The 17,114-nt window shown below is 39.6% G+C and carries 20 protein-coding genes and 1 tRNA gene; 5 read left to right on the forward strand and 16 right to left on the reverse strand.

All coding sequences use genetic code 11. The features are described 5' to 3' along the window. Nucleotides 1-97 precede the first annotated feature (97 nt). Both ACTB1O_RS06340 and ACTB1O_RS06345 read left to right on the forward strand, forming a co-directional pair. Nucleotides 98-1,648, forward strand: a complete 1,551-nt coding sequence (locus tag ACTB1O_RS06340) for a hydrogenase large subunit (protein ID WP_462994297.1) — start codon at nt 98-100, stop codon at nt 1,646-1,648. Nucleotides 1,649-1,659: 11 nt separating this feature from the next. Then, nucleotides 1,660-2,193: an NADH-quinone oxidoreductase subunit B family protein gene (locus ACTB1O_RS06345; RefSeq protein WP_462994298.1), complete on the forward strand. Its 534-nt coding sequence runs from the start codon at nt 1,660-1,662 to the stop codon at nt 2,191-2,193. A gap of 43 nt (nt 2,194-2,236) precedes the next feature. Here ACTB1O_RS06345 and ACTB1O_RS06350 read toward each other — a convergent pair whose 3' ends face one another. From ACTB1O_RS06350 to ACTB1O_RS06360, 3 genes are all read right to left on the reverse strand, one after another. After that, on the reverse strand, nt 2,237-3,430 hold the full coding sequence (locus ACTB1O_RS06350) for a M24 family metallopeptidase (RefSeq protein ID WP_462994299.1): 1,194 nt from the start codon (nt 3,428-3,430) through the stop codon (nt 2,237-2,239). Between the two features lie 113 nt (nt 3,431-3,543). Then, nucleotides 3,544-3,777: a thioredoxin family protein gene (locus ACTB1O_RS06355; protein WP_462994333.1), complete on the reverse strand. Its 234-nt coding sequence runs from the start codon at nt 3,775-3,777 to the stop codon at nt 3,544-3,546. 50 nt (nt 3,778-3,827) lie between these two features. Beyond that, nucleotides 3,828-4,901 carry a permease gene (locus ACTB1O_RS06360; RefSeq protein WP_462994300.1) on the reverse strand — a complete coding sequence of 358 codons (1,074 nt, stop codon included), beginning with the start codon at nt 4,899-4,901 and terminating at the stop codon, nt 3,828-3,830. 267 nt (nt 4,902-5,168) lie between these two features. On the opposite strand from ACTB1O_RS06360, the gene ACTB1O_RS06365 reads away from it, so the two are divergent. The 3 genes from ACTB1O_RS06365 to ACTB1O_RS06375 all read left to right on the forward strand — a co-directional run bounded on the left by ACTB1O_RS06365 (nt 5,169) and on the right by ACTB1O_RS06375 (nt 7,172). Next, entirely contained in the window at nt 5,169-5,558 is a 390-nt protein-coding gene (locus ACTB1O_RS06365; RefSeq protein ID WP_462994301.1) for an ArsR/SmtB family transcription factor, read from the forward strand. A gap of 99 nt (nt 5,559-5,657) precedes the next feature. Next, complete coding sequence (gene uvsE / locus ACTB1O_RS06370) at nt 5,658-6,569, forward strand: UV DNA damage repair endonuclease UvsE (protein ID WP_462994302.1); 912 nt, start codon at nt 5,658-5,660, stop codon at nt 6,567-6,569. A gap of 111 nt (nt 6,570-6,680) precedes the next feature. Continuing rightward, nucleotides 6,681-7,172: a flavodoxin domain-containing protein gene (locus ACTB1O_RS06375; RefSeq protein ID WP_462994303.1), complete on the forward strand. Its 492-nt coding sequence runs from the start codon at nt 6,681-6,683 to the stop codon at nt 7,170-7,172. 58 nt (nt 7,173-7,230) lie between these two features. Here the strand turns inward: ACTB1O_RS06375 and ACTB1O_RS06380 are convergent, their stop codons facing one another. The 13 genes from ACTB1O_RS06380 to ACTB1O_RS06440 form a co-directional block, all read right to left on the reverse strand. Then, nucleotides 7,231-7,809, reverse strand: a complete 579-nt coding sequence (locus ACTB1O_RS06380; protein ID WP_462994304.1) for a DNA-3-methyladenine glycosylase I — start codon at nt 7,807-7,809, stop codon at nt 7,231-7,233. A 366-nt stretch (nt 7,810-8,175) separates the two neighbouring features. After that, nucleotides 8,176-9,459, reverse strand: a complete 1,284-nt coding sequence (locus tag ACTB1O_RS06385; protein WP_462994305.1) for a tetratricopeptide repeat protein — start codon at nt 9,457-9,459, stop codon at nt 8,176-8,178. 112 nt (nt 9,460-9,571) lie between these two features. After that, nucleotides 9,572-9,656 (reverse strand) — tRNA-Leu (locus ACTB1O_RS06390). An 87-nt stretch (nt 9,657-9,743) separates the two neighbouring features. Then, nucleotides 9,744-11,483: a DUF2070 family protein gene (locus ACTB1O_RS06395; RefSeq protein ID WP_462994306.1), complete on the reverse strand. Its 1,740-nt coding sequence runs from the start codon at nt 11,481-11,483 to the stop codon at nt 9,744-9,746. A gap of 63 nt (nt 11,484-11,546) precedes the next feature. Then, the gene (locus ACTB1O_RS06400; RefSeq protein WP_462994307.1) at nt 11,547-12,422 is read right to left on the reverse strand and encodes a carbohydrate kinase family protein; all 876 of its coding nucleotides are present in this window, start codon (nt 12,420-12,422) and stop codon (nt 11,547-11,549) included. 2 nt (nt 12,423-12,424) lie between these two features. Further along, a complete protein-coding gene (locus ACTB1O_RS06405; RefSeq protein WP_462994308.1) occupies nt 12,425-12,763 on the reverse strand; it encodes a DUF555 domain-containing protein in 339 nt (112 codons plus the stop codon). A gap of 23 nt (nt 12,764-12,786) precedes the next feature. Next, nucleotides 12,787-13,314, reverse strand: coding sequence for a nitroreductase family protein (locus ACTB1O_RS06410; protein ID WP_462994309.1), 528 nt, complete (start codon nt 13,312-13,314; stop codon nt 12,787-12,789). Further along, the gene (locus ACTB1O_RS06415; protein ID WP_462994310.1) at nt 13,301-13,657 is read right to left on the reverse strand and encodes a hypothetical protein; all 357 of its coding nucleotides are present in this window, start codon (nt 13,655-13,657) and stop codon (nt 13,301-13,303) included. The genes ACTB1O_RS06410 and ACTB1O_RS06415 overlap by 14 nt, the downstream gene beginning before the upstream one ends. 67 nt (nt 13,658-13,724) lie before the next feature. After that, on the reverse strand, nt 13,725-14,024 hold the full coding sequence (locus tag ACTB1O_RS06420) for a DUF5350 domain-containing protein (RefSeq protein WP_462994311.1): 300 nt from the start codon (nt 14,022-14,024) through the stop codon (nt 13,725-13,727). 41 nt (nt 14,025-14,065) lie between these two features. Beyond that, nucleotides 14,066-14,668, reverse strand: a complete 603-nt coding sequence (locus tag ACTB1O_RS06425) for a 30S ribosomal protein S3ae (RefSeq protein WP_462994312.1) — start codon at nt 14,666-14,668, stop codon at nt 14,066-14,068. Between the two features lie 71 nt (nt 14,669-14,739). Further along, entirely contained in the window at nt 14,740-14,964 is a 225-nt protein-coding gene (locus tag ACTB1O_RS06430) for a KEOPS complex subunit Pcc1 (RefSeq protein WP_462994313.1), read from the reverse strand. Beyond that, the gene (locus ACTB1O_RS06435; RefSeq protein ID WP_462994314.1) at nt 14,965-16,179 is read right to left on the reverse strand and encodes a DHH family phosphoesterase; all 1,215 of its coding nucleotides are present in this window, start codon (nt 16,177-16,179) and stop codon (nt 14,965-14,967) included. Between the two features lie 10 nt (nt 16,180-16,189). Then, a complete protein-coding gene (locus ACTB1O_RS06440; protein ID WP_462994315.1) occupies nt 16,190-16,648 on the reverse strand; it encodes a 30S ribosomal protein S15 in 459 nt (152 codons plus the stop codon). Nucleotides 16,649-17,114 lie beyond the last annotated feature (466 nt).

Below are 17,114 nucleotides of genomic sequence, written 5' to 3' on the forward strand. Positions count from 1 at the left end.
TGCTTATTATGGTCTATTTTGGAATATCAGTTCCCGGATGGCTGTATGATTATCTGAATCTGATTGTTGCGGAGCTTGGTCTGGGAGTTGTTTTATAATGTTAAATTCGTCTGATGCAGGAAATATATTTGATAATACTGCGGTTAATTATGAAAAAGATGTGTTCCTAAATTCTGCCGGATTTAAGGATAAGGTAATCTCTTTAAAAGAATCAGGTTTTGTTCTTTTATGTCTGTTATGCCTTGAAGATCCCTCTTCAAAATATGTTTTCAGACTGATATATCTGTTTGAGAACCGTGATCACATGCAGGTATCTGAGATAGAATATGTAACTGATGGCAGAGCAATATCTGTTGCAGAGTTATTCCCTGTTGCCTCTTTGTATGAAAGGGAGATATCTGACGGTTTTGGTGTTGTGTTTGAAGGCTCATATGACAGAAGAAGACTGTTTTTACACGAATCATACCCTGAGAATTTCCATCCGCTGAGAAAATCATTCATAAACGGGCCGGTAAAAATGAGGGATAATATTCCCGAAGAAGACCTTTACGAGTTTAAGAGACTTGAGGGAAAAGGAGTATATGAGGTGGCAGTAGGTCCTGTTCATGCAGGAATAATTGAGCCCGGCCATTTCAGATTCAGCGTTATCGGCGAGAGCATATTTAATCTTGAAACTCGTTTTCATTACCTTCACAGGGGAATTGAAAAGCTTGCGGAAGGTAAAAAGCCTGATGAATGCCTAAAAATTGCAGAATCTGTTTCAGGAGATGAGACTGCGGCAAATTCTGTCTGTTTCTGCCTTGCTGTTGAAAAGATTGCGGGAATTAAGCCTTCTTTGCGTGCAGAAGCATTAAGAGGCATTGCACTTGAGATGGAAAGGATATGTTCACTTTTAAGTGATTGTGCCGGAATGTTAACTGATGTTGGATATCCTGTCGGTGCAAGCCCGTTTCTTGCCCGAAAAGAAGAGTGCATGAGGATTTCCAAGAGACTCTTTTGTCACAGGTTTATAAGAGGATATATGAGGATTGGGGGAGTTTCGCACGACATCATATCAACCGAGCTTTTGGTTCTGGAATCTTTCATTGCCGGAATTGAGGAGAAAGTAAAAGAGGCCTACGATAATGCGATAAACTCCTCTACTCTTATCGACAGACTTGCAACAACAGGTGTAATTGAGCCTCGTTTTGTCAGACCCTTAAATCTTACAGGATCTGTTGCAAGAGCCTCAGGGAGCAGAAGGGATGTAAGGGCTGATTATCCGTACGGGATTTATAAGATATTCACTCCTGAGTTCTGTTCATCTGATACAGGGGATGTCCTTTCGCGTTTTATGATAAAAGCTGAGGATATTATGGCATCAGCACGTTTTATCAGGAGAGTCATACATGAGATACCGGAAGGGGAGATAAACGATTTAAATCCTGTAATTCCTGACGGATGTACATTTGCGATGGTTGAAGGCGCAAGAGGCCAGAATCTGACATATCTGAATGTTTATAACGGGATAGTCTGGCGTTATAAGGTAAGAACGGCCTCATTTACAAACTGGCTTTCAATAGAGCATGCTGTGATGAATAATATCGTTCCTGACTTTCCTGTGATAAACAAGAGTCTGAATCTCTCATATGCGGGAAATGATCTTTGAGGTGATGTAAAGTGAATGCATTTTTCAGAAAACTGATACAAAAACCTCTTTCAGAGAAGGTAGAGGTAAAAGATCCGGATTTTGAGTTCTACGGAAATCTGCTAAAAACCGGGATTAACTCTGTTTTTAAGAGAAGTCTGGCAATAAGAGAGGTTGACTGCGGGAGTGACAATGCGGCCGAAATAGAGATCAATAATCTGAGTTCTCCTTATTATGATGTTGAACGTTTTGGAGTAACATTTGTGGCATCTCCCCGGCATGCAGATGTCCTTTTTGTGACAGGTGCTGTAACGAACAATATGAAGTACGCATTAAAAAAAGTGTATGATGCAACACCTTCCCCTAAATTTGTCGTTGCGGTCGGCGATGATGCCTGTAACAGAGGTATCTTTAAGGACAGTTATGCGATATATGGCCCTGTGAGTTCGGTCATTCCGGTGGATATGGAAATTAGCGGGAATCCTCCTGAGCCGGTGGATATGATAAAAGGCCTTATTACGCTTATGAAAAAAGCCGGGGATAAAATGGATAAAAATAAAAAATAATTATTTTTTGAATATATTTTTAAAATTGATTGAATTTTTTCCTTTAGTAAACCGGTATGAGTCCCGGATTTTTCCCGGTCAGACATTTTCCGCCGCCTGATTTTACAATGAATGTATCCTCAATTCCCACCATTCCAATATCCTTTATGCCTGTTTTGGGTTCGACTGCAAGTGTCATGTTTTCCTGCAGTGGTTCATCAAAACCTTTGGCTATGACCGGCATCTCGTCAATCAAAAGACCTATACCGTGGCCCAGAAATTTCACCTGATGATTGTTGTATCCCATAAAATTATTTTTAAACTCTTCATCAAGGTTTTCCATTATTGTTTTATATATATCTGAGGGAACAGAGCCCGGCTTTAGCATTGAAGCGATCTCATTCTGGATATCCACACATTTATTGTGACTTTCGATTGCTTCTTCTGGGAGTTTTTTTCCGAACATAAATGTAACAGTTTTGTCTGTCTGATAGCCCTGGTATCCGCATCCGACATCAAGATAGACAAGATCACCGGATTTTAATTTTCTTTTATTGCTTCCAAGAACAGGTGCATATGGTCCCATTCCGCAGGTGCCGCTGGCGCCGTTGAAGTATGAAGGGTATATTGAACTCTCTCCGAATCCAATGTGCCCCATCATAATTTCGGTATCAGACATCCCGAATCTTACGATACCCTGGTGTCCCTCGCTTATAAAAACCTGATAGAGGGATGCTCCAAATTCTGCCTCACTCATACCCTCTCTGAGCATTTCAGGCGCAATGTCCTCTAATACGTGGCGGTGTATTTCGCCTGACTTCTCCATTAAAGACAGTTCATATTCACTCTTTTTTGATCTGATGTCCAAAAGCTGCCTGTCTGCTGATGAGACATCCTTAAAATGGAAATATTTCTGGAATCTTTCCAGGTGTGCAACAGGGACTAATTCTGTTTCAATATGAATTTTTTCCGGTTTATGACAAAAGTCCTCCGCCGCTTCACGAAAACTTTTCATTGGTCTTATATTCTTAAAATTAGATTCTTCAAGTGCACGTTCATAGCTGTTTCTAATCCAGAATTCCGCGTCCCCGTCACGCGGGATTAAAAGCACTCCGTCCTGCATAGTGCCTGTAAAATAGTAGAGGTTTACCTTTCCAAAAACAGCTGTTAATTCCCAGTCAGGATTTTTAGCATCCATATGAGAACGAAATCGTTTCATCCTGTCTTCAAGTTCATACAACGGGACGTTATTGTGCATGATTAGTTTTTGGAAACAACAGTATATATCTTGGCATTAAGGAATTTATGAAAAAAAGGTTATGGATTGTTTTTTTACTGGAATGAAAAAAATTGGCTGATATCAGCTGAATATTACACTGCAAGGAGTTTTTTTAACTCGGTTACGTCTGCAACCCTTCCCGAGACTTTAAGCTCGCCGTTTACCATAAGGGCGGGGGTTAACATAATGTCGCGTTCCATAATCTCGGTTATATCCTCCACTTTTACAATCTCTGCCTCAATTCCAAGTTCGCTTATGGCTTTTTCAACATTCTTCATCATTCTTTTGCATTTCATGCAGCCTGTTCCAAATACTTCGATTTTCATCATTTTTGCATCATCTCTTTTTTAATTTTTCATAAATTGCAGGACATTTTTTATCCGAATAATATCCCGTATGTAAATCCTGCAAGTGCCGAGAAAATAATTACAAGCACAGCATACACACCTGTCTTTTTCCAGCCCATTACTCTTGATATTACAAGAAGGGATGGCAGACTTACGCTTGGGCCTGACAACAGGAGTGAAAGAGCAGGTCCGCCTGACATTAATCCTGATGTATAGCCGAAAGTTGTCCCGATGACAGGGACTTCCAGAAGTGTCGGCATGTAAAGAATTGTTCCCACAAATGAGGCAAGCAGCGTTGACTGAAGGGAATTTGTTCCAAAGAACGGCTGGAATGTCTCCGGCGGGATGAAAAAGGAGAGCATACCCAAAAGGAAAGTTCCGACTATAAGGATTGGAAAGATCTTTTTTGTAAGATCCCATGTCTCAAGTCCCCATTCTGATACTTCGTCTCTTTCAAAGTAATAGATCAGAAGGACTGCCACTGCAAGGGTGAGGATGTAGATTATCGGGAATTTTATCATCCAGTCCGCCTGTGCTGTTCCTGTAATCAGGATTGCCACAAGAAGAATAAAAAAGGACGGTACTACCCATTTTGGTTTAGGGGTATCTGAAGAGACAGGAGTCTGCGGCATTTGTGCAAGCTTCTTTTTCGTCTCATTGTCATGGGTTTTGAATAATACTGCCATTATAAGTCCTATTATAATAGCAATAATTATTGCAAAGACTGCTCTTGCCAGTCCCAGGTCAAATCCCAGAACCTTTGCTGTATAGACTATTGCAAGGATGTTGATTGCCGGCCCTGCATAGAGAAAAGTGGTTGCAGGACCAATGCCGCTTCCACGTTTGAAAAGGCCTGCGAACATCGGGAGAATTGTGCAGGAGCAGACTGCCAGGACTGTTCCCGAGACAGATGCAAGTCCGTATGATACACTTTTTTTGGCATCGGGACTGAAATATTTCAAAATCGCCTCTTTTTTGACAAATGAGGCTATTGCTCCTGCTATAAAGAAAGCCGGAATGAGGCATGTTAATACATGCTCTGCCAGATATCCGGCAAGAGTTTCCCACCCTGTAATTAATGATCCAGCAATCAGGTCTATCATTTTTTAAATCCTTTTTTTCCTTTATTTCAAAATTGGTTGAAATAAGGATGTAATAATCTATGAAACAGCATATGATATATAATTATGTATTTCAACTTAATTTGAAATAATTATTTTAATTTTTTTGTTATTTTGAATATCCCAAATTAAAATCGGAATTGTTGGTTTATGAGAATATTATTGGGTTATAATAATGTAAATTCCAAATTTCCTGAAAAATTTTTAATGCGAATGCATATATTCCGGTATATTTCATATTAATCTGAAATGGTCACCTCACATAATGAAGATTCAGATAACTTTTGTGAAGAATGCACCGGGTTTCAGATTCCTGCAGACATTGCTGACTCCCTGTCTTCATATGGCGGAATAGAGGGACTTATCCGTCTTTTGCCCTCCGAAGAAAGAATAGGTTTTATCTCTTCAATGTATCATGCATGTTCAGATCCTATCAGAGTTAAGATATTGTCTATGCTAAAGATTCAGCCTCTTTGCGTATGTGTGATTAAGTCCATAACTAAAATATCAGACTCCAAACTTTCATATCATCTAAATGTGCTTAAAAAAGCTGATCTTATTTATGGTGAACAAAGGGGAACCTGGATTATATATACGCTTACTGAAAAAGGAGAAAGAATTGCAGAGACATTTTCCTGAAAGTATTGAATAATATCCGGAATTGCATTTATCTGGTACGATTATGGTTTTCACCAAAAAGTTCTGGAATTTAAATAAGAAATTAAGTGAGTCGGAATTATGAAAATCGGATATCCATGTATCAACCGGAGTGTCGGATGTATATCCGGCAGAACATTTCGGCTGTCCTCATTTTCAAAAGAGAAGCAGTACGAAAAAACCGGCTTAAATCTTGACTGTCTTGGAAAAATTTTAGAGTATAATTATTCTCATAATATCTTATTTTTTAGAATCACCTCCGATCTTGTTCCCTTTGCTTCCCATCCTGTTTCAGACAGAGGATGGAAGAGTAATTTTAAGGAAAAATTAGCCGTAACCGGTAATTTCATCAGAAAAAATGAGATGCGGATATCAATGCATCCCGATCAGTTCAATGTTATCAATTCAAAGAAAAGCGATGTTGTTAAAAGAACATCTGCGGAGCTTTCGTATCACGCCGATGTTCTTGATTTGATGAAACTTAACACCTCTGCCAAAATTCAGGTTCATGTGGGAGGAGTATACGGGGAAAAAAAAGAGAGCATGGAAAGATTTGTAAAAAATTATTCAAATCTCCCGGAAAATGTCATAAAAAGGCTTGTAATAGAAAACGATGATAAAAGTTACACTCTTTCGGACTGTATAAAAATCAGCAGCGAAACCGGAATTCCTGTTCTGTTTGATTTCTTTCATCATTCTGTAAATTCATCAGGTGAGGGAATAGTTGCTGCTTTAGGTGAGGCATCTGATACCTGGCAGAAATCTGACGGAATTGCGATGACTGATTACAGCACGCAGATGCCGGGAGCAAGAAGAGGCAGTCATACACAGAGTATTGATATCAATAATTTCATGGAAATTCTTTCGGTTACAAAAGGATTTGATTTCGATATAATGCTTGAAATAAAGGACAAGGAGATAAGTGCCCTAAAAGCAGTTGAAATGGCCTTTAATGATACAAGATTTATCAGAGTAAACGGGCAGTACCATTAAAAACCGGTTATAATAACTTATTTTTCCGGATTTAATAAAACGATAAAAAGATCAGATTTTTTCGGGAATATTCGGAAAATACTTATCCTGTTTTAGGAAAAAGTATGAATTATGTCCGAAAAAGTTCTCATCGCCTACGCAACAAAATACGGCTCAACGAAAGATATTGCAGAGGCTATTGGTGAATCAGTAAGAGGGGAAGGGGTCTTAGCTGATGTTATGCCTGCAAAGGATGCCTTTGATATTGAATCATATGATCTTGTAATTGTCGGAAGTCCGGTATATGCCGGAAAATGGTTATCAGATGCGACAGGGTTTCTGAAAAGAAACAGTGACTCCTTAAAAGATAAGAAAGTCGCGTTGTTTGCGGCGGGTCTTACAATGAGTGAGGACACTCCTGAAAATCGTCTTAAGATGGAGGAATCACTAAAAGAGGCAAAGGAGTTTGTAAATCCTGTCTCTAAATATTTTTTCGCAGGAAAACTTGAATACAAATCTCTTCCACTGCCGATGAGGATGCTTGTTAAGGCGATGAAGGCGCCTGAGGGTGATTTCCGTGACTGGGAGAAGATTAGGGAGTGGGGCAGGAGTCTTTTAATCTGAATTTTTATTGAATTGTTTATTATCGAAGCAGTTTTGTTGACGGGAATTTCATATGATTTTATTTATCAGCCATTTTTTTACATTCTTCATATCTGAAACATCCGGTTTCATGATCATTGACCATTCCGACTGACTGCATGAATGCATACACAATGACCGGCCCCACAAAAGAAAATCCCCTTTTCTTCAGATCCCTGCTTATTTTCTCAGACAATTCAGTCTTTGCAGGCATTTCAAGTATTGACTGAAGAGAGTTATCTATGGGTCTTTCGCCAACGAAAGCCCAGATATATTTATCAAAAGATCCAAATTCTTCTCTTATTTTAATAAATGCGCCCGCATTCTTAATTGAAGAGATAATTTTTCTTCTGTTGCGTATGATGCCGCTATTCTGCATCAGTTCCTCAATCTTTGCATCATCATACGCTGCAACTTTGTCAAAATCAAAATCATCATATGCTTCTTTGTAGGCAGCTCTTTTTTTTAGAATAGTATCCCAGCTCAATCCTGCCTGTGCGCCTTCCAGTATCAGAAATTCGAATAGAATTCTGTCATCATGTAAAGGTACGCCCCAGTGAGTGTCATGATACTCAATTTCAAGATCGTTTGCATTTGCCCACCCGCAACGATGTTTCATGTATTTCTTTGAGACTTTAATGCAATTATGGGTTTTTAAAAAAGTATTTCGTTTCAATTTTGGAAGCTATTGGCATAGAAGGTTAGCTTTTGTTTTTACACTGGGAATTATTGCATTTATTGTATTTATTGCCACGAGATAATGTTTTGACACCGGGATGTTTATTGCAGCGATATTTGCATTCGGGATATGTGTTGTTATCCGGACGTTTTCGGAGACGAAAGGGAGAAAGATGGTTAAGGTGGATTGAGGGAGTGTGTGATCATTGTGAGTGGGGTAATGATTGGGGAGTGAGGGAAATTTTTTTGAGATAATAGTTTAATTTTTTTAGTGTGATAGGTAATTAAGATCTTATGAAATACATTTTCATTTCAAGGGGTAAATATTAAGATATCCAATAGAAGGTTCAAGAGAATCTAAAATTGAATTATAATTTTCAAAGCAAAAATCAATAAATCCATCTATCCCAGATTTTTTTACACTGAATCCTTTCATAATTGCATATTCCCAAACGGGTTTACATTCTTTTAACCATTTTTGAACTTCTTTATCTGTTACCTCTGCGTTCTTTCCACTTTGCACCGTATTATTATGAATTACTACCGAACATGTTAATAAGCAAAAAGTTGCAGCAGAATTCCAACCTTCTTTATTATTTGGATCTAGAATTTGAATATTTTTAAAACATTTATAAGCCTCAAAAAAATTATCTTGCAGCACCAGAATTGATCCTTTTCGATACCATGCCTTTATATAGGCTGTATTTAAAAAAATGGCTTGTTCGTAGCAGTCCAATGCTTCTGATAACATTTTTTTCTGGAAATATAAATTGCCGAGATTATACCAATGCATTTCGTTAATATTATTGAATATTGATTTTAAAATCTGGATTGCTTTATCTATTTCATTTTGCTCATTGCATATCACAAATTCAGCATATTTATTACTATGATCTGAATCATCCATTTGATCTAAGCAAGATTGGCAGATATATTTTGGGCCTGTGAGTTCACAAGATCCTTTTGATATTCCAGGGTATTTTACAGAATTGCAATCACTTTCGATGAATTTTCCACACAGATAGCACGTTTTATTTATATAATTAGTAATACCTGGCTCAATATTATTGGCTTTAGTTAAATCTTCAATAGCTCCATTATTATCGTTCTGTAATTCTTTTATTGTACTTCTTTCAACATAAGCATCGGCAAAATTTGGATATAAGTTAATAACATGATTTAATACTTCAATGCCCTCATTGGATTTTTGACAATTATTAGATACTCTTCCAATATCACCTAAAGTTCTACCTTGCAAATAGAGAAGATAAGGACTATCTAGATATTTTTCAAGACCTTTTTCACAAATTATAATTGCTTCATCATATTGCCCAATCATTGATTTTCGCAATGCGCTGGTTCTATAATTCATTTCAAGAGGATCAACTACATATTTATAAATCCAATGAGTGGGTTGTTCAATCTCCTGTTTCTTGATGTATTCCATTGAGAAATGTGTTTCGTCTATTGGAAAAAGGTCATTACAAGTTTTATCAATATTTTTTAATGCATAATGTATTTCATGAGGACATGGTAGTTCATATTCGCTATTATTCCCATGACCTTTTTTGAATCTTTTGAAAAACCCCATTTTTTAGGATTACAATTTGTATTATAAAACTGTTTGTCTCTATAAAAAATCTTGATATTATCACATATGAGGGGGACATAAATCAAAAGATAACTATAACCCAAAACAAAAATGCGAGGGGAGGGATTCGAACCCACGAATTCCTACAAAACGGGATCTTAAGTCCCGCGCCTTTGGCCAGGCTCGGCAACCCTCGCTTATAATTTCCAGATTACTGGACTATACATATTAGACATCCTTGGAAAAAAAGATAACGGATTTGATTCTGTGAAAGATGTGTTCTCTCACACTAAAATGAAGTATCCGACAATTGAGAATACGAATGCCAGAATCAGTATTGTAAAGCCTAATGGTGCAATAAAGGTCAGCATGGCGTTTACAGTACTTGCAAGCTGTGATATCCTGTGCGAACCAAAGACAGTTATTCCCTCACACCACGCAGTTGTTGCGCCGCACTCTGCAGGTGAGAGATCTAAAAGTGCTTCCTCTACCGCTCTGACTACAAACGGAAGAATCTTTTCAGCCTCAATGCGGCAGCCAATCGGATTTTTGCCGCTTACAGTGTTGACGACATGTGAGTCAGTTGTCATAAGTTCGCACTCATCAACAATCTCAAGTATTTTGTTCCTTAAAATGTCGCGAACACCGTTTTGCATATTATTTCCGTCAAAGAGAACATATGCCGTTGTATTATTTCCTGTCCTTACAACAAGGGCCTGAATCCCAATATCCCCGAACCCTTCCATGCGTGTAAAGGGAACATCCACATGTGAAACTCCTGCCTTAAATTCCGACCTGTTCTCTTTTAATGCCGCATCTCCTGCGAGATCACAGGCTTTCATATATTCAAATGCTGTGTGGGAAGCAGGCATAACAGGGCTTGCAACTTCAACCATGCAGTTGTGTGCATCGACAAAAGCCACATGATTAAATCTCTTATGACCCTCGGACATAATTGAGAGACCTATAGGATAATCGATATCCTCTGTCATTTCGGGGTATCTTGTGCTTACAAGTAAAAGTGCATCCCCAAAAGGCTGTGCAAGAACCTGAACCGACCCGTATTTGTATCGGACTGATTCTCCTGCAGTGTTACTGTAGACAATATCTTTCTTTGTCTTTTCGATAGCTGCAACAACCTTTGGAATTTCATTTTCAGATACCAGATTGAAGTCGTGAGTTGCACATCCGTGAGGAACAAGTGTTTCTCCTCCGAGTGATTCATGTATCACTTTGGGGAGATTCCCGCCGCCGATCTCACCCATAGGGCCGGGATGAAGATTTGGGACAGTGAATAAAATATCCTTTTTTCCTTCTCTTTTGAAGAAGAGAGTGACCTGCGGGACGTAGACTTCTTCTCCTATCTCATGGAAAAATTCTTCAAGTGCCTTTGAGCCGTCTGTATTGTGCGCAATAAACGCATTGATGAAATTAAGGGCACTTATATGGAAATTCTTTCTCAAAGGTCTTTCAACAAGCCACAAAAAGAGAATCACACCTGCACCGAAGAGCAGGTGAATAAGAATGGCGTAGAGGGTAAATATCATACCAAAATAGTATGTTCCAACAGCGACCGCACAAACACTCTGCAGGAGTGCCGGAAACACCATATGTGACATCTTGTAATCTGCGATTGCCACAAGGACGATTAAGCGGATACCAAAGACAAAACCAAGGGATACTGCAAATAACAGTGGAAAAATTCCTTCAAAAATCAGTAAAACAGGGAAAAGACTGATAATTATTGAGAAGACTGTACATGCAAGCGCTAAAAGCGCCGACCTGTTCCATGTTATTTTCCTGCCGAAAATTTCGACAACCGGTTTTGTCAGAATAAATGCGATAAGAGCGGGGATGAAAAACCCGAATATTCCAAAATGCTGGATTTCATGGTTTCTGAGAAAACTTGCGATGTCAAGGACAAGACCAAGGAAAAATATTATTGAGAGTGAACGTGGCCATGACGGGGCCAGGAACAGAAATTTACTCAGACCTTCAATCTTTGATTCGCCTATCGGTGCCATATTATTTGTTTCTCCTGTTTTTGGTACACTATGCACCTGTTTGAAATCATTTTACTATATAGTTTATAAGTCGCCGAAATTATCTTTATACCGCTTTGACATTATCTCCCAGTCGGGAAGATTTGTCTGGCAGCCTGTTTCTTCAACAACAAAAGATGCCGCAGTTGTTCCTACTTTGCAGCATGTAACTTCAGGATATCCCATTTTGTATGCCGTTAAAAATCCTGCCCTGTATGCATCGCCGGCACCTGTCGGATCTGCAAGTTTAACAGAAACCGCAGGTATTTTTTTTACATCGCCATTCATATGCAGTTCGCTTCCGTCCCCTGACATCGTAATTACAGATACAGGTATTTCTTTTAGAAGCTCGCTCTTTGTAATTCCAATCTTTTCACACATTCCCTTTACTTCGTGATGATTTGCAAAGAGTATGTCAATATTGCCGGTTATGGATTTGAGCTGTTCCTTTGAGTAATTTATAAGATCCTGACCCGGATCAAATGATGAGAACTCTGCTTTTTCCGCAACCTTTGCATTAAACTCCGGATCAGCAGTTGCCATATGGACAAATTCCTCTGACGGAGCAGTTTCTGTTGTAAAAAGCTCTGATGCACCCCATTCAAATACTGTTGTCTGATCACCTGAAAGATCATTGAACAGATAGCAGGTCGGTGTGTTCTTATCTTCTGATATGAAAAGCTGATTACAAACGCCTATCTGTTTTAACCAGTTTTCAAACGGACTGTTTTTAAAATCCTTACCTACAGCGCTTATCAGTTTAGTCTTTCCGCCCAGAACAGCGATGCCTGCTGCAATATTTGCCGCACCGCCGCCAAAATAGACTTTATGATCCAAAACCGGAACCGAACTGTGTCTTTCCGGAAGCTTTGGAACTGTAAATATATGATCAATTGCAGTATGACCTACAACTGATATCATGCTCAAATCTCCTTTACTTCAACCACTTTAAGCGGTATGTCGCGGAGTGCTTTTCCGATTACTGATTTTGCAATTCTGCTTGCGTGTTCTTCCGTTTCCGCCTTAAAGACTTTCATCTCAAGAATAAGACCTACAAGTCCGACGTTTGCGACAACGAGTGCATTGTTTAATAAATCCTCACAAAGCGGGCATTCAAGCTGACCTATTTCAATTTCCACAAATTTTGCGGATGGATTTAAGCGCTTTCCGGCTTCACTAATTGCAATACCTATTGCGTCATCAAGGCCTTCTACATCCTTAACAACCCATGCTGATTCCAGCGTTACAAGATAATCTGACATTTTTTTTTTCTAACCTGTTTTTTCTACCATGTCTCTTCATGGATATGTTCGTGTATCGGCATTCTTTCCATGCGGCATTCCGGAAGTCTGCCATGACCTACTGCCAGAAGTGCCACAGGCCTTGCATGATGCGCAAGACCGAGAATTTCTGTAACTGTTTGATCATCAAAAGCCCCTGTCCAGCATGTCTGAAGCCTTATTGCGTGTGCCGCGAGCATCATGTATGTCGTGGCAATAGCTGCATCCTCAACTGCATAGAGAATACCTCTTTCGCCGTACTGTGACATTGAACGGACGTAATTTGCACAGACCGCAAGAATAACAGGTGCGTCTTTTATGTGCTCCTGATTAAATGCGGCATCAGAGAGATCCTCTTTTAAACCCTCATCAGTAATAATCACAACATCCCACGATTCGCGGTTTCCTGCACTGGGTGCTGTGCCTGCACATTTAATGATATAATTAATTTCATCTTCCAAAACAGGACTGTCTGTAAAATCTCTTACAGAAGATCTTGTGCTGAGAAAAGTGTGAAACTCAGACGAATTCATTTTCGGATAGCACCTGCCACGCCTGTTGTGCGGGAGTTGTGGCTTTTGTTATTGCACTGCCTACAGCCAGTTGCACATCATCGAAGTCTTCATTATCAATCATGCTCTCTGTCTGCTCCAAAATACCTGATGCGTCTAAAAATTCCTGTTTTCCTGAGGCCTTGTGGGCCATGACAAGATCATGTTCTATAGCACCAATAAATATTTTAACAATCTTTTTTGCTCCGGATTTCTCCGCGCCTTTTAATTCATATAAGACTGCTATCATCTGGGAAGCAGTAATTAAATTTGTTTTGACGCGTTCTGCAAAAAGATAATTCTGGATTGCTTCTTTTGGATTCATCTCAATAAACCTACCTTTATTCTCTCAATAGAAAAATGAGGCTGTTTTTTTATAGCCTCAGTTTGTCTTATTTGGACTTGGCTTTTGCACCTTTAATTGATGCTGCAGAGCGCTTAATACGCCTTCTGAAGCGTGGGTCTACCTGGGGAGTGTTGCGTGAATTGCGTCCTCCTCTGGCTCCTCCTCCTCTTCTTCCGCCGCGCTGTGCATCCTGTGTTTTCTGAATTGCTCTCTTAAGTTTTGCACCTGACTTAAAGCGCTGGTTTGGACCTGGCTTTTTGTAAGTTCCCTCTTTAGCCGGGACAAGTCTTAGCTGGCCTGATACACTCTTAATCTGAGTCCATGAGGTTATACCTGTTTTTCCCATTTATAACACTTCCTTGAATTTTAATTATTACAATCAGACATTTACTGTGCGATAACAGTCTTTGCCTCGATTGCCTTGGATTTGATTACCTCAACACGGCGTGTCGGGTGAATCAGTTTTATGCTCTTAAAGATATCACGTGAGATCTCGCCCATAACCATGTCTTTTACGAACTGGTAGTAGGTCTGCTCTTTTGCTTTGCTGAGTATGTAGTTTGTGATCTCTTTTCTGATTGCGTGTTCCTGGCTTGCATCTGCACGGTTGATTGTGAAGCATGTTGTTGTAACACGGATCTTTCTGCCGTCGTTTGTTGTTGCCAGAACTATACTGTCGATTCTTGAAGTTCGGCGTTTTACCATTGCACGGAGGTAGTCTTTTGTGACTTCATGTCCTGCAAAGTCTGTGTATGCTGCATCGCCTGCAACTTCAGTAACCTTAAATCTCATCTTGATGTTCTGCTTTGAATAGTCCTGTGTCATCTCACCGAGTGTTGTCTGCATAACACGACCATAGACTTTCTCAGGTTCATTTGCAATTGTATCTCCGAGGTAAATCTTGTCAAATACTTCGGGTGAATACACCTTGAACCATTTTTTTGCTTTCCATCCTTCTACTCTTCTTCCGATTTGTTTTCTTCTTGCCATATTTTCACCTCAAATATATGCTGTGTCCATTAAATCCTGCTGTTTTTTTATATCAATCTGAACTTCTGTCTTCATTTCGAAACACATCCGCATATTTCCTCTGCGACTGAAAGATTCATTAGATAATCATCCACCGACGCAATGACGGAGCGAAGTTTGTCTCCGTTTATTTTCCACACCACGCAGTTTTCACCTGTTTTTGTTGTCATTGATGAAAGGTTGTCTGCTTTTAAGGATTCAGCGATACATTCCGGATATTTGTGGTATGTGGTCACTGTTCCTGTGATTTTCATCATCTAAGCAAAAGCCTCCTTTAATCCTTCTTTGAACTTTAACAGTCCGTCCTTTTCAAAGGTTCCGCCTGCACGGGATATGTGTCCTCCCCCTGTGCCGCCTGACTTTTCTGCCATGTTTTTCATGAATTCAGACAGGTCATAATCAACACCGAAAGGACATCTGGCAGATACTGAATATTTTTCACCGGATTTCACTACTACAAATACCGGTGTATCATACAGACTGTCATATGCAAGTGAATCTGCAACGCTGCTTGCTGTTGTCGGGTCAGATACCTCAAAGAGTGGAATTGACTCTTCGATTTTCTGTGTATTTTTTATTGCGGATATGACGTTTAAGCGGTGTTTTATTGCAATGTCCCATGCTTCTTCCACACCCTGTGTTAACCTGAGGCAGAGTGTTACTCCAAGACCGCCTCTTTTTGAGAGGCCGCATGATTCAACAACTGCCGCCATGCTGTGTGCATCATGTATTACTCCTCTTTCAAGTTCATACATGTCTCCCCAGAGGGATTGCATGGCTTTGTCGTTAGTTTCGGGTGCGATTTTAAGTATGACGTCTGAAAGCAGGGTATCGTAGCTGCATTCCTGTTCTTTTACAGATCTGTTAAGAATATCTTTTACAGCTCCTTTTTCTCCGCTTATGCCGCGTAGATAAGGATCAATTGCTGTGTAGAGTTTCTCTTCAAGATTCCTCCCTGCAAGTGGAATTCCCCTGTCAGGTACAATGAACTGGTTGGCAATTCCTTCGTTTACGATCTCCTGGTTCTTTCCTGCAATATTTTGCCTGTCACCTATAATTCCAAGCAGTGCAAGTCCGCATAAGTCTCTGTTGTCCCCCATATGGTTTGCTACAATATATGCAACGCCTGAGGCAGAGAGTTCTTTTTCTCCGTCAATTCCGCAAAGTCGCGGATTTGCGTGGTATTCCCCATTGAAGCAGGGTACATGATGATCCACAACCATTACTTCTTCCGGCAGGTCTTCTAAACAAGCCCCGAAGTCGCACAGAAGTGTGACCTCATCTTTTTTGATATCTTCATGAGAGATTCGGTCTTTAATTGTCAGATGAAATTTTTTTCCCATTCTGTTTAAAGCATGACACATTATCGTAGCCGAAGCTATTCCGTCCGCGTCATGATGGCCGTATACTCTCAGATGATCAGATTCGGACAGTTTGTCCGCAATGTGACCTGCAGCGGATTCTATGGACATATATCAGAAATTATCTTGATAACAGGAACTCCGCTGTTTCCGGCTTGTATGCCCAGCCCTTTGGCATTTTACCGGTTCTCACGTAGTATTTGCCAAGTCTTCTGACTTTTGCCTCAGTAAGATGAAGCTGGCGTTTGTTGTGTACATCCTTTTTGTTCTCGGCGATGTGTTTTCTCATACCAAGAGCCTTTACAATAAGGTTTCTGAGATCCTCAGGAATATCTGATTCAAGGCCATTTTCTGCAAGGATTTGTTCCATACGTTTTCCGGTTGCAAGTTTTATACTTGGAACACAGTGCTTGTCACGTAGAACAAGTCCTATCTGTGCGCTTGACATACCGTTTTTTCTGAGATCTATGATAATTTTCTCAATTTCTGCTGTGTCCGTGTTGGACCATTCAGGTGCCTCTGTGCGAAGCGGACATACTGAACCAGATGTTCCGCGTCGGCGGGCATGCATTCGTGCCATTGTTCACCACCTTAATTATAAGATACTTCAAAAAAACCGTTTTGGCTTTTTTGAGCTTCTAAACATCACTGATATAATGATGTTTAGTTTTATATGAAAAATTCTCTGTGATTTTTTCACGGTTTTGATTCAAAAACGTTTTCTTTCCACAGGAAAGTTGACGTTTTTACTAAGACATTCACGAAAAATTCGTTAAAGTCCTGCAAGTCTGCATGTAAGTCCAAAAAAAGTCATTACTGACTATTTTTGTAATCCCAAAGCCCGCTTAGGGGCAGTATCTTTTTTAATTCAAGACACGTCGGACTTACACTAAAGTCAGCACCGTATTTCATGTGCTATATATTAAATCGATATATGGCATAATAAAAGCATCGTATTTCCTGATAAATTCGTTTTTTTTATTATTGTTAATTTTCCTGATGATAAGAACAATATTTATGGTTTAGTAATTCCAATCGGGAAACAG

The sequence above is a fragment of the Methanomicrobium sp. genome (assembly GCF_055145805.1).

What these genes read in the sequence shown, in the direction of transcription:
- ACTB1O_RS06340 (WP_462994297.1), top strand. Translation starts at nt 98, where the DNA reads ATGTTAAATTCGTCTGATGCAGGAAATATATTTGATAATACTGCGGTT.
- ACTB1O_RS06350 (WP_462994299.1), bottom strand. Translation starts at nt 3,430, where the DNA reads ATGCACAATAACGTCCCGTTGTATGAACTTGAAGACAGGATGAAACGA.
- ACTB1O_RS06355 (WP_462994333.1), bottom strand. Translation starts at nt 3,777, where the DNA reads ATGAAAATCGAAGTATTTGGAACAGGCTGCATGAAATGCAAAAGAATG.
- ACTB1O_RS06360 (WP_462994300.1), bottom strand. Translation starts at nt 4,901, where the DNA reads ATGATAGACCTGATTGCTGGATCATTAATTACAGGGTGGGAAACTCTT.
- ACTB1O_RS06365 (WP_462994301.1), top strand. Translation starts at nt 5,169, where the DNA reads ATGGTCACCTCACATAATGAAGATTCAGATAACTTTTGTGAAGAATGC.
- uvsE (WP_462994302.1), top strand. Translation starts at nt 5,658, where the DNA reads ATGAAAATCGGATATCCATGTATCAACCGGAGTGTCGGATGTATATCC.
- ACTB1O_RS06375 (WP_462994303.1), top strand. Translation starts at nt 6,681, where the DNA reads ATGTCCGAAAAAGTTCTCATCGCCTACGCAACAAAATACGGCTCAACG.
- ACTB1O_RS06380 (WP_462994304.1), bottom strand. Translation starts at nt 7,809, where the DNA reads ATGAAACATCGTTGCGGGTGGGCAAATGCAAACGATCTTGAAATTGAG.
- ACTB1O_RS06385 (WP_462994305.1), bottom strand. Translation starts at nt 9,459, where the DNA reads ATGGGGTTTTTCAAAAGATTCAAAAAAGGTCATGGGAATAATAGCGAA.
- ACTB1O_RS06395 (WP_462994306.1), bottom strand. Translation starts at nt 11,483, where the DNA reads ATGGCACCGATAGGCGAATCAAAGATTGAAGGTCTGAGTAAATTTCTG.
- ACTB1O_RS06400 (WP_462994307.1), bottom strand. Translation starts at nt 12,422, where the DNA reads ATGATATCAGTTGTAGGTCATACTGCAATTGATCATATATTTACAGTT.
- ACTB1O_RS06405 (WP_462994308.1), bottom strand. Translation starts at nt 12,763, where the DNA reads ATGTCAGATTATCTTGTAACGCTGGAATCAGCATGGGTTGTTAAGGAT.
- ACTB1O_RS06410 (WP_462994309.1), bottom strand. Translation starts at nt 13,314, where the DNA reads ATGAATTCGTCTGAGTTTCACACTTTTCTCAGCACAAGATCTTCTGTA.
- ACTB1O_RS06415 (WP_462994310.1), bottom strand. Translation starts at nt 13,657, where the DNA reads ATGAATCCAAAAGAAGCAATCCAGAATTATCTTTTTGCAGAACGCGTC.
- ACTB1O_RS06420 (WP_462994311.1), bottom strand. Translation starts at nt 14,024, where the DNA reads ATGGGAAAAACAGGTATAACCTCATGGACTCAGATTAAGAGTGTATCA.
- ACTB1O_RS06425 (WP_462994312.1), bottom strand. Translation starts at nt 14,668, where the DNA reads ATGGCAAGAAGAAAACAAATCGGAAGAAGAGTAGAAGGATGGAAAGCA.
- ACTB1O_RS06430 (WP_462994313.1), bottom strand. Translation starts at nt 14,964, where the DNA reads ATGATGAAAATCACAGGAACAGTGACCACATACCACAAATATCCGGAA.
- ACTB1O_RS06435 (WP_462994314.1), bottom strand. Translation starts at nt 16,179, where the DNA reads ATGTCCATAGAATCCGCTGCAGGTCACATTGCGGACAAACTGTCCGAA.
- ACTB1O_RS06440 (WP_462994315.1), bottom strand. Translation starts at nt 16,648, where the DNA reads ATGGCACGAATGCATGCCCGCCGACGCGGAACATCTGGTTCAGTATGT.